General features: G+C 76.3%; 8 protein-coding genes. 6 read left to right on the forward strand and 2 right to left on the reverse strand.

Translation table 11 applies throughout. The features are described 5' to 3' along the window. Positions 1 to 254 precede the first annotated feature (254 nt). The 5 genes from ACIWVC_RS16995 to ACIWVC_RS17015 all read left to right on the forward strand — a co-directional run bounded on the left by ACIWVC_RS16995 (position 255) and on the right by ACIWVC_RS17015 (position 8,174). Positions 255 to 1,391: a KR domain-containing protein gene (locus ACIWVC_RS16995; protein WP_396448601.1), complete on the forward strand. Its 1,137-nt coding sequence runs from the start codon at positions 255 to 257 to the stop codon at positions 1,389 to 1,391. Then, a complete protein-coding gene (locus ACIWVC_RS17000; protein WP_396454302.1) occupies positions 1,388 to 5,617 on the forward strand; it encodes a beta-ketoacyl synthase N-terminal-like domain-containing protein in 4,230 nt (1,409 codons plus the stop codon). Before ACIWVC_RS16995 ends, ACIWVC_RS17000 begins: the two co-directional genes overlap by 4 nt. Then, positions 5,614 to 6,822, forward strand: coding sequence for a glycosyltransferase (locus ACIWVC_RS17005; RefSeq protein WP_396454303.1), 1,209 nt, complete (start codon positions 5,614 to 5,616; stop codon positions 6,820 to 6,822). Before ACIWVC_RS17000 ends, ACIWVC_RS17005 begins: the two co-directional genes overlap by 4 nt. A 48-nt stretch (positions 6,823 to 6,870) precedes the next feature. After that, positions 6,871 to 7,605 (forward strand): maleylpyruvate isomerase family mycothiol-dependent enzyme, encoded by a 735-nt coding sequence (locus tag ACIWVC_RS17010; protein ID WP_396448604.1) that lies wholly within the window; start codon positions 6,871 to 6,873, stop codon positions 7,603 to 7,605. 125 nt (positions 7,606 to 7,730) lie between these two features. After that, positions 7,731 to 8,174, forward strand: a complete 444-nt coding sequence (locus ACIWVC_RS17015; protein WP_396448605.1) for an OsmC family peroxiredoxin — start codon at positions 7,731 to 7,733, stop codon at positions 8,172 to 8,174. 127 nt (positions 8,175 to 8,301) lie between these two features. On the opposite strand, the gene ACIWVC_RS17020 is transcribed toward ACIWVC_RS17015, so the two are convergent. Further along, entirely contained in the window at positions 8,302 to 11,064 is a 2,763-nt protein-coding gene (locus ACIWVC_RS17020) for an ATP-binding protein (protein WP_396448606.1), read from the reverse strand. 163 nt (positions 11,065 to 11,227) lie between these two features. On the opposite strand from ACIWVC_RS17020, the gene ACIWVC_RS17025 reads away from it, so the two are divergent. Then, positions 11,228 to 13,351, forward strand: a complete 2,124-nt coding sequence (locus tag ACIWVC_RS17025) for a hypothetical protein (protein ID WP_396454304.1) — start codon at positions 11,228 to 11,230, stop codon at positions 13,349 to 13,351. Here the strand turns inward: ACIWVC_RS17025 and ACIWVC_RS17030 are convergent, their stop codons facing one another. Further along, positions 13,352 to 14,200, reverse strand: coding sequence for a M48 family metalloprotease (locus tag ACIWVC_RS17030; protein WP_396454305.1), 849 nt, complete (start codon positions 14,198 to 14,200; stop codon positions 13,352 to 13,354). It abuts the gene before it with no gap. Positions 14,201 to 14,566: the final 366 nt, after the last annotated feature.

Raw genomic sequence — 14,566 nt, forward strand, 5'->3', positions numbered from 1 at the left:
TGCGCGGGGAGTCGGCCGAGCGCGGGGGATCGGTCGTGTCAGAGGGCTCGGCCGTGCGCGGTGGACCGATCATGTGTGAGGGTGCGGCTGTGCGCGACGAGCCGGCCGTGCGTCGGGAGTCGGTCGGGGGTGAGGGGCCGGCTTGGCGGGGGGAGCCCGCCGCGGATGGGGCGGTGGGGGAGTGTTCTGCCGACCGGCAGGTGTGGCCGCGGCCTGGGGGTCGCGGTCGGGTCGTGCGGCGGGTTTCGCGGCTTGTGGAGCTTGAGCCCCTTCCCAGGGCGCCGGAGCCGGGGGAGGCCTTCGCCGGTGCGCGGTTCGTGCTCGTGGACGACGGGTGCGGCATCGCGGTCGAGCTGGGCGATCTGCTCGAACGCCGCGGTGCGGAGGTGCGGACGTTGCCGGACGTCGACGGGCCGTGTGACGGGCTCGTCCATCTGGCGGCCCTGCGGCCGGGGGCGGCGGCCGTGCTGCCCTGGGCGTTCGCGGGGATCGGGCGTGCGCTGGAGGGGGAGCCGCGCTGGCTCGTCCTCGCGAGCGGGGCCGGCGGGACGTTCGGGCAGGGGTTCGCCGGCGGCGCCGCCGGCGATCCGGCGCCGGGCGCGGGGCTGCGAGGACTGGCCCGGACGCTCGCGCGGGAGCGGCCCGAGGCGCTGGTGCGGGCGCTCGACATGGACACCGACGACACCCCGCGGGCGATCGCGCGGCGGATCATGGCGGAGCTGCTGGCCCCCGATGGGCCGGTCGCGGTCGGGCACCGGGGCGGCGTGCGGCGCGGGCTGGAGCTGCTCCCGTCCGAGCCGCCGGACGGCGCCCCTGACCTCGGGCGGGACGCGGTCGTCGTGCTGACCGGCGGCGAGCACGAGGTCGTCGCGCGGACGGCCCTGGAACTGGCCAGGACGAGCGGCTGCCACATCGAGCTCATGGGCCGCACGCCCGAACAGGACGTGCGGCTGATGCGGGAGCATGCGGCGTCCGTCAGGTATCACGTGGGCGACGCGCGGGATGCGCAGGCCGTGCGGAGCCTCGTCGAGAACGTCCAGCTGACCCACCGGCGCCTGGACGGCGTCATCCACGCCGCAGGGTTCGCCGAGACGCCCGGCGGCCTCGAAGAGGCGTACCGGGCGCGGGTGGACGGCGCCGCCGCGCTCGCTCAGGCGGTCCCGTCCGGTGTGGGGTTCTTCGCCGTCCTGTGCGGTCTCCGCGGCGACGACATGCAAGCCGGGGACGACGCGTGCGCGATGCTGGCGCACGCGTGGCGCCGCCGGCTGCGGGGGCGGACGCTCGTCGCCGGCCTGGGGGCGGTCGATCCGGGCGCCGCCGCGGCGGCGCTGGTGCGGGAGATCGGCGCGGGGGACGAGACGCATGTTCTCCTGACCGGAGACGACCGGTGAACAGGGACCGCGAGCCGATCGCGATCGTCGGCGCCGGGGCCGTGTTCCCGGGCGCCGGGTCGGCGGCCGAGCTGTGGCGCAACGTCCTCGCCGGGTTCGACGCGATCAGCGAGGTGCCGCCCGGGCGCTGGGACCCCGCCCTCTACTACGACCCGGACGCCTACACGCGGGCCCCGGAGTGCGACCGGTTCTACTGCCGGCGCGGCGGGTTCGTCGACGAGCTGGCCACCTTCGACCCGGCGCGGTTCGGGATCCTGCCCGCCGCCGTGGGGGGCATGGAGCCCGACCAGCTCCTCGCGCTGCGCACCGCCGGGGACGCGATCGCCGACGCGGGCGGCGACGAGCGGCTGCCCGACCGGTCCAGGATCGGCGTGGTCGTCGGGCGCGGCGGCTACATCACGCCCGGCCTGGCCCGCCACGACCAGCGCGTCCGGACGTCCCACCAGGTCGCCGCGATCCTCGCCGAGCTGGTCCCGGACCTCGGGGAGGATCGGCTGGCGGAGATCCGCCGGGCGTTCTGCGAGCGGCTCGGCCCGGACGGCCCGGACGCGCCGATCGGGCTGGTGCCGAGCCTCGCCGCGTCCCGCATCGCCGGCACGTTCGACCTGCGCGGCCCCGCCTACACGCTCGACGCGGCGTGCGCCTCGTCGCTGCTCGCGGTCGAGCACGCCGTGCGGGCGCTGCGCGGCGGGCAGGCCGACGCGATGCTGGCCGGGGCCGTCCACCTCGCGCACCACGCCACCGTGTGGAGCCTGTTCAGCCAGCTGCGCGCGCTCAGCCCGAGCGAGGCGATCCGCCCGTTCGACCGGGCCGCCGACGGCACGCTCCTCGCCGAGGGCACCGGGATGGTCCTGCTCAAGCGGCTGTCGGACGCCGAGCGCGCCGGCGACCGGATCCACGCGGTCATCCTCGGCGCCGGGTCGTCCAGCGACGGGCGGGCCGCGAGCATCATGAGCCCGCTGGTGGACGGGCAGGTCCTCGCCGTCGAGCGCGCCTGGCGGGACGCGGGCCTGGACCCGGCGGCGCCCGGCGCGGTCGGGCTCGTCGAGGCGCACGGCACCGGCGCCCCGGCCGGGGACGAGGCGGAGCTGGCGACGCTGCGCCGCGTCCTCGGCGCGGACGGCCCGCCGGTCGGGCTCGGCACCGTCAAGTCGATGATCGGGCACGCGATGCACGCCGCCGGGATGGCCGGGCTGATCAAGGCCGCGTTCGCGCTGCGCGACGGCGTGCTGCCGCCGACGCTGCACGTGGACGACCCGCACCCGGCGCTGGAGGACGGCCGGCTGCGGCCGCTCCGGGAGGCGTCCGAGTGGCGGCGGGACGGCGGCCCCCGGCGGGCCGTGGTGAACGCCTTCGGGTTCGGCGGCGCCAACGCGCATGTCGTGCTGGAGGAGCCGCCGTCGTCGTGCGCCCGGCGGGCGGGGCGGCGGAGGCTCGACACGCCGCGGGACGGCGAGGCCGTGCTGCGCCTGGCCGCGCGCACCGCCGAGGAGCTGGCCGAGGAGCTGGCCGCCCCCGACGGCAGGCTCCTGGCGCGGGCGGCGGAGGACGTCCCCGACCTTCCGTGCAGGCTCGCCATCGTCGGTCCCACGCCCCGCAGGCTCGAGCTGGCGCGGGCCGTTGTCCAGCGCGGGACCGCGTGGCGCGGCCGCAGCGATGTGTGGTTCTCGCCGCGGCCCCTGCTCGCGGAGGGCGGGCGGCTGGCGTTCCTGTTCCCCGGGTTCGAGCCCGCCTTCGCCCCGCGCGTCGCCGACGTCGCCGAGCACTTCGGGATGCCCGACCCGGGCCTCACGGGCCGCACCGACCTGATCGGCCACGCCGCCGACGTCCTGGGCGCCGGGCGCCTGCTGGCCGCCGCGCTCGCCGAGCTGGGCGTGGAGGCCGACGTCATGGCGGGGCACAGCCTCGGCGAGTGGACGGCCATGGCCGTCGCCGGGATGTGCGACGCCGCCGCGCTCGTCCGGGACCTCGACGGCGCCGTGCTCGACGGCCCCGACGTCCTGTACGCGGCGCTCGGCTGCGGCGCGGCGCGGGCGCGGGAGGCCGCCGCGGCGGGGTCCGGGGTCGTCGTCAGCCACGACAACTGCCCGCACCAGTCGGTGGTCTGCGGGCCGCCGGAGGCCGTCCGGGAGATCCTCGGGCGGCTCGCGTCGGAGGGGGTCCTCGGCACGGAGCTGCCGTTCCGGACGGGTTTCCACGCGCCCCCGGCCGAGGCGTTCGAGAAGCAGCTTCGGCACTCGTTCGAGGCGCTGGAGATCCGCGAGCCCCGCGTACCGGTGTGGTCGGGGTCGGCGGCGGCGCCGTTCCCGCGCGGGGCCGAGGCGGTCCGCGACCTCGCCGTCCGGCACCTGCGCGAGCCCGTCCGGTTCGGCGAGCTGATCGAGGAGCTGTACGGCGCGGCGCACGTGCGGGCGTTCGTCCAGGTCGGGCCCGGCGGGCTGACCGGGTTCGTCGCCGACCGGCTCGGCGACCGCGAGCACCTGGCGATGGCCGTCAACGTGCCGGACCGGGACGGGATGGCGCAGCTGCGCCGGGTCGTCGCCGCGCTGTGGGCCGAGGGCTACGGCGGCTGCGCGCCGCCCGCGCCGGCCGGCGGCCTGCGGCTCGACCTCGGCACGCCGCTGGTCAGGCTGGGCGGGACGGTGGAGCCGATCCGCCCGGCGCCCGGCGTCCCGTCGCTGCCCGCCGACGATCCCGTCATGGCGGAACTGGAGGCGCTGCTCAACGACGCGACGACGGGCGCGCAGTCGGTGCTGGAGGCGCTCGGGGGCGGGCCGTCGCCCGCCGCGGCGGCGGAGCCGTCCCCGGCGGCCGCCGAGCTGAGCGTCTCCCGCGTCTTCTCCGTCGAGGCGATGCCGCAGCTGGCCGACCACTGCCTGGTCCCGCAGGCCCCCGGCTGGCCCGACATGTCGGACCGGTTCCCGGTCGTCCCGCTGGCCGCGCTGGTGGAGGCGATGGCCGGCACGGCGCGCGAGCTGCTGCCCGACATGGTCGTCGTCGGGTTCGAGGACGTCCGGGCCGTCCGGTGGATGGTGGCCGACCCGCCCACGACCGTCGACATCAGAGCCCGCCTCGCCGACGGCGGCGCCCGCCCGCGCAAGGTGAAGGTCGTCATCCCGGACTACGCCGACGGGACGGTCCTGCTCGCCGAGCGCTACCCGGCGCCGCCCACCCCGGACCACACGCCGCTCACCATCGAGGGGCCGCCCATCGTCACCGCCGAGCGGCTGTACGAGGAGCGCTGGATGTTCCACGGCCCGCTCTTCCGCGGCATCAGCGAGATCACGGCCCTGGCGGAGGACGGTGTGCGCGCCGTCCTGACCGCGCTGCCCACGCCGGGCGCGCTCATGGACGGCGCCGGGCAGCTCTGCGCGCACTGGATCCAGGTGTACGGCGACACCAACCAGACCGTGTTCCCCGTGGGGATCGAGCGGGTGCTGCTGTACGGGGCGTCGCCGTCCCCGGGGGAGCGGCTGGAGACGACCGTCTGGAACCAGTCCCTCACGGACACGACCATGCGCTGCTCAGCGGAGATGGTCCGCGAGGACGGGGCGGTGTGGGCGCGCATCGACGGTTGGACCACGCACCGCTTCTACACGGACGAAGCCCTGTGGCGGATGAAGTTCACCCCCGAGGTGTCCGGGACGGGGGAGCCGCAGCCCGGCGGGTGGACGCTGGCCCGCAAACGCTGGGACGGCACGGCGTCGCGCGACCTGCTCATGCGCCAGTACCTGCGCGCCGCCGAGCGCGCCGAGTACGAAGCGCTCCCGCCGGTCGCGCAGGGGCCGTGGCTGCTGGGGCGGATCGCGGCCAAGGACGCCGTCAGGGACCACCTCTGGCGCAACGGCCACGGCCCGCTCTTCCCCGCCGAGCTCACCGTGCAGGACGGGCCGGCCGTGGCGGGCCCCTTCGACGAGCCCCTGACCGTCTCGATCGCCTCGGACGCCGAGCTGGGCGTGGCCCTCGTGCGGCCCGGCGCCGTCCCGGCGGGCATCGGGCTGGCCGTCAACGAGAACAACGCACGGGTCCGCGCGGCCAAGCAGGCGGTGCTGCAGTCGATGAAGACGGACCGTGCCGAACTGGTCGTGACCGTCGCCGACGCCGAGCGGCTCCTCATCGCCGCCGGCGGCGCGGTCACCACGGTGCAGACCCGCGAACTCGACGGACACGTCGTCGCCTGGACGACCGCGTCCGCCGGTACGGACATGGAGGAGAGCCGAGCATGACCCAGCGCCGCGCGAGCGCCCGCCGAGTCCAGGTCCCGTCCATCCTCGGCGACCCGGGCATCCAGCGGGTGCGGACACCGGAGCGCCGCTTCCTGTTCGCGGTCCCGCCGCTCACCGGCCGCATCGCCCCGACCGTCGCGGTCGCCGCCGAGCTGGCCCGCCGCGGCCACAAGGTCGCCTGGACGGGGCACCGCCCGACGCTGGAGCCGCTGCTGCGGCCGGGTTCGCGCATCTTCAGCACCGCGGGGGACGAGTTCGGCCCGGTGCGGGACCGCTGGCTGGAGCTGCGCGGCCTCGACGCCGTCCGCTTCCTGTGGGAGGACTTCCTCGTCCCGCTCGGCCACGCGATGATGCCGGGCGTCGAGCGCGCCCTCGACCGGTTCCGCCCGGACGCGGTGGTCTCCGACCAGGCCGTGCTCGCCGCGCCCGTCGCGGCCCGGCACCGCGAGATCCCCTGGGCGACCTCCGCCGCGTCGCCCGCCGAGTTCACCCGCCCGCTCGCCGACCGGCCCGACGTCGAGGAGGAGATCCGCGACCACATCGGGGACTTCCAGCTCGGCCACGGCATCGAGGACCTGCTCGACCTGCGCTTCTCCGACCACCTCACGCTGGTCTTCTCCACGTCGGCGCTGGTCGGCGACACCTCCTTCTTCCCCGACCACTTCGCCTTCGTCGGCCCGGCCGCGACCCGCGAGGCGCCGTGCGCGTTCCCGTGGGAGTGGCTGGACGGCCGCCCCGCCGTCCTGGTCACCCTCGGCAAGGTCACCGGTCCGCCCGCCGAGCGGTTCTTCCGGGCCGCCGCCGACGCCGTCCGCGACATGGACGTCCAGGCCGTCTTCGCCGGGGCCGGGGTGGACGCGCCGCCGCCGAACGTCCTGGTCCGCGAGCGCGTCCCCCGGCACAAGCTCCTGGAGCGCCTTTCGGCCGTCGCCTGCCACGGCGGCCATTCCACGGTCTGCGCGGCCCTGTCCCACGGGCTTCCGCTGGTGATGGCGCCGATGCGGGACGACCAGCCGGTGATCGCCCGCCGGGTGGAGGCCGCCGGCGCGGGCATCTCCGTGGACGGCCCGGACGAACTCCGCGCCGCCCTCGCCGCCGTCCTCGCCGACGGCCCGCACCGCGCCGCCGCCGAGGCCGCCCGGCCGGCGTTCGCGGCGGCCGGAGGCGCCGCCGAGGCCGCCGACCGCCTGGAGAAGCTCGCCTGACCACCTGTGGACAGATCAAACCGAATCAGATTCGGTTAACGTGGCGGCATGGCCGATGTCTTCGACGACCTGACCGCCGAGTACCAGCAGCTGGACGCGATGCTGACGTCCCTGACCCCGGAGCAGTGGGCGCACCCGTCGGGCGCCGAGGGCTGGACGGTCTCCGACGTCGTCCTGCACCTGGCGCAGACCAACGAAGTGATCAGCGAGCCGGCCGCCGGGGAGGCGACGCCGTTCCTGTCGTCCGCCGGCAGCAGCGTGGACGACGTGGTGGACGGCATGGTCGCCGCCGAACGCGGGTCGCCTCCCGCCGACCTGCTCGCGCGCTGGCGCAGGTCCGCCTTCGCCACCGCCGACCTCCTGCGTGCGCAGCCGCCGGGCACGCGCATGCCCTGGGTGCGGACCTCCCTCTCGCCCCGCACGCTCGCCACCACGCGGATCGCCGAGCACTGGGCCCACGCCCAGGACATCGCCGTCCCGCTCGGCATCGCCTACCCCGACACCGACCGGCTCCGGCACATCGCCTGGCTGGCCCACCGCACCCTGCCCTACGCGTTCTCCGTCGAGGGCCTCCCGGACGCGCCCGTCCACTGCGACCTCACCGCCCCCGGCGGGGCGCGCTGGACGTTCGGCGACCCCGCGGCCCCGTCGCGCATCACCGGCCCGGCCGCGGAGTTCTGCCGCGTCGGCGCCCGCCGGCTGACCCCCGCGCAGACCGCGCTGACCGCCGAGGGGCCGCACGCCGCCGAGGCCCTCCGCGTCCTGCGCAACTACGCCGCCTGACACCCCGCAAGCCCCCGCGACCGGGTCATCGCGCCGCGCTCGCCCTTGTTTTTTTCACATATAAGCCTGTAAAAATAGGTGAAGCGTGGAAAAAAGTAATCCGGTCACAGTAGGAGGAGACGGACATGGCGATCGCTGAGCGGACGGCGGAGACCACCTGGGAAGGCAGCCTCGCCAAGGGGAGCGGCACCCTCAACGGGACGACCGGCGCCTTCAGCGGGCTGCCGGTGAGCTGGGACGCCCGCACCGTCCGGCCGGACGGGAAGACGAGCCCGGAGGAGCTCGCCGCGGCCGCCCACTCGTCCTGCTTCGTCATGGCGCTCGCGCTGCGGCTCGGCGAGCACAAGGCTCGGCCGGAGCGCCTCACCGTCGCCGCGACCGTGACGCTCGACGAGGTGGACGGCGTGCCGACCATCGTGTCGTCGGCGCTGCGCGTCGAGGGCAAGGTGCCCGACCTCGACGCCGCCGGCTTCCAGACCGCGGTCGACGAGGCGGCCGAGCTGTGCCCGGTGTCCCGGCTCTTCGCCGGCGCCGAGATCAGCGTCGAGGCGGAGCTCGTCAAGGACTGAGCCGCAGGCGGCGGGCGCCCCGCAGGGTGGCGTCGCATCCACCAGGCGTCGCGGCGGAGGACGTCGACAAGGTTCGGTGCCACCTGCTCCAGAATCCCCATGGTCGCCAGGGTGCATCAGAAGACGGCTATTCGGTGGGAATGAAGCCCTCGATCAGGCCGCCCGCGTCTCCGAACCCGGCGGTGGCCTCGCGGAGGCGGTCCGGCCAGTCGGCGTCGCTCCGGACGGCGCCCACCGCGGTCTCGATCGCCGAAGTCGTGCCCCACAGCGCGAGGGACCGGGCGTCGAGGTCCCGCTGGTCGCGGTTCCACCAGGCGGTCACAACGGCGAGTTGATCGGCCAGGGTGCCGCCGGGAATGGCCCTGTTGTAGAGGGCCTCCCATTTGCCGCTGAGCGGGTGACGGCCGCCGTCGGGGTTCTCCTTGTGCGCTCGCTGCAGTTCCTCCAGGACGAGGCACCAGCGGTAGGGCGCGGCGAAATAGGGCGTCTCGTCGTCGGCGCACGGCTCGCCGTGCAGGACGGCCACCAGATGGCCGGCCAGGTCCGGCGGAGCGGCGCGGGACGCGACGGCCGCGTCGACGGCGTGCGAGACGGCGCAGTCGCGGAGCCGGCGCGGCAGCCCGTCCAGGACGGACGGGTCCGGGGCGGGGGCGCCCCAGCCGGTCAGGTGCGCGGCGGCGGCCAGCTCCGCCCACAGGACCAGCTCCGGGCGGTCGGCCACGGCGCGCTGGGCGGTGCGCATGTCGCGCAGAGTGCAGGGCGAGTCGCGGCAGTCCGCGCCGCACGTGCCGCTCCGCGGGGCCACCAGGACGCCGGGGGAGGCGAGCGGCGCCGCGCGCTCCACCCCGGAGCCGTCCGGCATGCGCACCAGGTGCGGGAAGTCCATGCCGTCGGCGAACACCGCGCCCTCGCCCGGCGTCAGCGTGACGAGGAACTGCGACTGGGCGCCGGTGATGTTCATGGTCGCGCCGACCGCGTCCCGGTCGTCCTGCGCGGGCAGCCGGTGGACGATCTTGACGGCGGTGTTCTTGATGACGTCCGGGACCAGCTTCGACGGGATCTGCTCCGCCACGACCAGCCCCTCCCCGTACGCGCGGATCTCCGCGAGCAGGCTCGCGAACGTCTCCACCGCGTGCGACGCGGGACCCGCCTGCTCGCTGCGCCGCAGCAGCCGGTGCGCCTCCTCGAACACGCTGAGATGCCGCAGGCCCGGCGCGCCCTGCCGCATCCGCAGGTGCTCCACCAGCCGGACGAGGACGGTCCCCATCAGGAACGCCTTGTCGCGGTCGTCGCCCACGTCCTCGATCTCCAGGACGACGTTGCGGGCGAGCAGCGCGTCGAAGTCGATCGGGTGGCCGCCCTCGAAGAACCGCCCGGTCGTGCCGAGTCGCAGGCTGGACAGCCGCACCCGGATGAACCCGCGCACGTTGTCGGTGATCTCCTGCCCGTACCCGATGTCGTCGACGACCTCCTCGGCGACGGCCTGCAGGTCGGCGAGGGTCGGGTAGCGCGGCGGCGGCCCCGCGCGCCCCCCGGGGGCCGCGTGCACGGGCTCGCCGAGCGCCAGGTCCCAGCCGAGCCGCTCGTAGCAGCGGGTCAGCGCCGCCGAGAGCACCTGCGGGAACGGCTCGTCCGCCTCGAACGCGGCGAGGAACAGCGCCCGGACGAGGTCGGCGTGCGTCTGCAGCGGGAACGGCCGCCCGTCCGGGCCGTGCGCGGGCTCCAGCGGGTTGATCCCGGCGGCGATCGCCTCCGCGTCCCCCGGGCGGATCGCGACGACCTCCGCGTCCGGCAGCCCCGCCGACGCCAGCCGCGACGCCATCAGCCGGTACTCCGCCTTCGCGGGCTCCACGACCAGCCACGGCAGCCCGGCGGCGGACGCGGCGGTGAGCAGCGACCGGATCGTCTGCGACTTGCCGGCGCCGGTCGCGCCGCAGACGAACGTGTGCCGGTTCAGGCTGGGCAGCGGCAGCGACAGCGGCCCGACCTCGCGGCGGTTGCGGTCCAGGACCCGGCCGAGCGGCACCCCGGCGCCCGCCGGCTCCGGCGTGACGTCGAACTCCGGCCGCATCACGAACCGGACCCCGGCGACCTCCCGGACGGGCGGCCGCGCCAGCGCCGCGACCAGGCGGGTGCTCGCCTCGAACGGCCCCTTCGCGCCCGGGACCAGCGCGTACGGCAGCCCCGAGAGGTCGGCCGACGCGCACACCAGCGCCGCCACCCGCGCGGCGGCCTCCGGCGTCGCGCCGCCCGCCGCCAGGTGCACCCGCCACAGCCCGGACGACGCGGACCGGCGCAGCTCCCGGTGCCGGCGCTCCATCCGGACGGCCGCCACCGACTCCTCCGGCGACATCTCCGCCATCGACTGGGCGCGCTGCTGCCGGTCGGCGAGGTCGTCGGCGAGGCGCTCGGCCTCGGACGGGTCCACGGGCTCGGCGACCAGCAGCCACGCGAACGGCTGCGTCCACACCGAGAGCAGGCCGTCCTCCAGCGACGGCCGGGCGGGCTCCTCCTCCCCGAGGCGGTCGTCGACGAGCAGGCCGTCCGCGATGCCGCCGATGCCGACCCAGTGCGCCATCGACTCCTCGGCGACGCCGCCCGGGAGCACCACCCCGCGCCCGCCCGCCGGCAGGCTCAGCGTCGCCGCGCGCCCGTCACGGTCGGCGATGAGCCCGGACCCGCCGACGAACACCTCCGCCGGCCCGAACGCCGCCGCGCGGCGCCAGCCGACGAGGACCGGCTCCCCGCCCGCGTGGTACGCCGACACCAGCGCCGCGAGCCGCTGGTCGCGCCACGCGTCCCGGCCGTCCTCCCGGTCCGGGCGGGGCACCTCCAGCAGCCGGCACACCGGCAGCCCGCGCACCAGCTCCCACATCTCCGTCCCCGCCATGGGGAGTCAGGCTATTGAGCAAGAGACGCGGTGTGAAGGCCGATTTGAGACGGAGGGCCTGACAAGTTCCCAGTCAATCTGCTTGGGTGGTCTGCGGCATCGCCGCGCGGCCCGAAGGCGTGACGGTCCAGTCGGCACCCGAGCAGAGCGGGGGTTCAGCGTCGTGACGGGCGAACCGGTCGACCACGGGGGGCTGCTGTCGCGCCGTGAACGGCTCTTCAGCCCCGACCCCCGCATCGGATGGGTGTTCCGCGACCGGTGGTGGTTCCGCACGCCGTTCCCGGAGCCGCCGCCGCGGCGGCAGGCGCTCCCCGAGTACCTGGCGCGCCGGGTCGCCGAGACCGAGCGGGCCGCGCAGCGCAGGCTGAGCCGGACGCTCCCGGTCAGCGGGGCCGCCGCCCTCGTCCTGGTCATGTTCGCCGCCTGCTCCGCCGGCGCCTCCACCGGCCTCTCGATCGGGTCGCTGCTCCTCGCCGTCATCGCGATGGCGCCCGGCGGGGCGCTGACATGGTGGGCCGTCCGGCAGCGGCAGGCCGCCCGGCAGGCCCACGCGCTGGCCGAGAAGCAGGTCGTCGGCGGCTACCAGGAACAGGCGCGGCAGTGGCACGCGCGCAAGCAGGCCCACGAGGCCGCCGAGCGGGCGCGGCTCGACGGGCTCCCCGAATGGGGCGCAGCGCCGCGCCCCGGCCGCCGCCTGGACGTGTTCGGCGGGACGCTGTTCGCCTGGGAGGCGCTGCTCACCACTTACGGGACGTCCACCCTCGCCGTCCAGCCGCTGCTCGTCCTCGACCTGTCCCGGGAGGTCGTCAGCCGCGAACTGGTCGAGCTGGCCAGGGCCGCCTGGATCGGGGTGGACGCGCAGCTCCTGCCCAGCCGGCAGGCGTCCTCCGGCCTCCTGGCCGACATGCCGCCGCAGGACCTCGTGGACGCGATCGTGGAGTCCATGCACGGCGGAACCCCCGACGCCGCCCGCGCCGAGCGCAGCATGGACGACCGGATCCTGACCAAGGTGTGCGGCGCCCTCGGCGACGACGTCACCCTCGCCCGGATCGCCGCCGCCCTGCGCGTCCTGATGGGGGAACCGGACGACGGGGACGCCCTCACCCGCGACGAACGGCGGCGCATCGCCAACGAGCTGTTCACCGTCGAGTACCGCCGCCAGGCCCACGCGAACCTGTCGCGGATCGAGTCCTACGTCCACCCCCTGGAGAACCTCGGCACCGAGCCGTCCAAGGCCGGCGCCGGCTACCTGACCTGCATCGCGCTGGACAGCCAGGCCCGCAACGTGCGGTCCGAACTGCTCACCGACCTGATCGTCCAGTGGGTGACGCACCGGATCACCGCGTCCTGGGAGTCGACGCCCGCGCTCGTGGTCGCCGGCGCGGACGAGCTGGCCCGCCGCCACCTGGAGCGGCTGTCGGACGCCTGCGAGCGGCGCGGCGTCCCGCTGACCCTGCTGTTCCGGCGGCTGCGCGAGACGTCCGCCGCGCTGATCGGCGGCGGCGCGGTCGCGTTCATGCGGCTCGGCAACCACGAGGACGCCGCGCGGGCCGCCGACTTCATCGGGCGCGACCACCGGTTCGTCCTGTCGCAGATCACGAAGAACGTCGGCGGGAACGAGTCGCACACGTCCACCGGCACGCGCGGCGAGGGCGATTCGGAGACCCGGAGCACGAGCCGCACGACCGGAACGTCCCGCAACTGGGGGACGAGCAGCTCCTCCGGTGTCGGCTATTCGGGCGGGGAGATGTTCGGGCTGTTCCCCGACCGCTCGACGTCCAGCCAGCGCGGCCGGAACCGGGGCGGTTCGACGAGCCGCAGCGACACCGAGGGGACCGCGACCTCCACCACCCGCAACTGGTCGGCCGCCTACTCCTACGCGGAGAGCACCAACTGGAGCGACGCCGACACGACGCAGCGCGTGTACGAGTACGTCGTCGAACCCGTCACCCTGCAGCACCTTCCCGACCATGCGCTGCTGCTCGTCCAGTCGGCGCCCGGCGGGGGCCGCACCATCACGCCCGTCGAGTGCGACCCGGCGATCATCACGCTGGACCGCGTCACGACCGGCCCCCTCCCGGACCCGCCCGCCCCGCGCCAGGCGCTTCCCGGCCCCGCCGCGCTCTCCCGCCTCCCGCCGCAGTGGGCCGCCCCGCCGCCGCAGTGGGCGACGCCGCCCGCGCCGCCGCCCCCGCGGGCGCCCCTGGCGTCCGACCCGGGGCCGCCGCCCGGCCACCGGCCCGGCCCGCGCCAGGGACCGCCGCCGCTGTTCGGCGGCGGGGGCTGATCACCCGAGCCGCCGCCGCAGCCCCTGAGCCCGCCGGACGAGGTGGAGCGGCAGCCCCTCCCCGGCGTGCTCGATGCGGTCCTCCACAACGGCGACCAGCTCGGCGCCGAACCCGAGCCGCACGGCCACGGCGTCCGCCCTGCCCTCGCCGCGCCGGCTCAGCAGCCGCGCACCCCACGCGGCGGCGTACGCCGCACCCGTGGGCACCGCCGCGACCACCGTGACCGCAGCGGCGGCCAGCGCGAGGAGGAACACGAGCACGAACCCGATCGGCCGATGCCACGCGACGGCCCGCCGCCACATGGGGCCGACCGGCGACCACGACCTGCGCAACGCCCGCAGCAGCGCCCTGGCGGGCAGCGTGACCTGCGCGTGCACGAACGCCGGGACCGCCCGCCACCCCAGCAGATGCCCCAGCTCGTGGGCGAGCACGGCCTCCAGCCGCCCGGGCGGCAGCGACCGCGCCGACGCCGACGTGACCGCGACCGTCCGCCCGAACGGCATGCAGGCGTTCAGCTCCTCCGAATCGACGACCACCAGCCGGTACGCCCCGGCCCCCGCCCGCCGCTGGACGTCCCGCCACGCCTGCGCCAACCGCACGCGCTCCGCGGAGTCCGGCTCCCGGTACCCGTACACCCGCCCCGCCCCGAGCGGCGCCGCGAGCACGACGACCCACACGGCGACGACGGCCACCGCACCCCAGACCGGCCACACGAGATGCAGCCCGAACCCGGCAGCCGCCACCAGGACGGCCTCGGCCCCCACAACGGCCGCGACCGGCCCCAGCCCGGCCCCGCCCCGTCCCGGCGGCAGGTCGCGAGCCCCCGGCGGCAACCCGCGTCCCGCCACGGCCGGCACCTGAGCCACCCCACCCGGCCCCTGGACCGTTCCCCCGCCCACCGAACCCTGCACCGCCCAGTCACCTGCCCGCTCCGACGCAGAAGCGGCGGGGGGAGCCGACACGTCCCCGGGCCGCGCCGGAAACACCGACGCACCCCCGCCACCCCCGGGCGGCCGAGCAGGCGCAGGCTGCGGTGCGGGGACGTGCGAGGCCGGGAGCGGCGGCCCGGTTGGGGGCTGATGTGCCTGGTCCGGCAGTGCCGAGGTGCCGGTACCGGTCGGTGGTGCGCCGCTGGTGTCTGTGGGCGGCTGAGCAGGCGCAGGCCACGGCGCGGGGGCGTGTGGGGGCGGGAGTGACGGATCAGCCGGAGGCCG

It is taken from the genome of Actinomadura sp. (genome assembly GCF_044508335.1).
GTDB lineage: Bacteria > Actinomycetota > Actinomycetes > Streptosporangiales > Streptosporangiaceae > Spirillospora.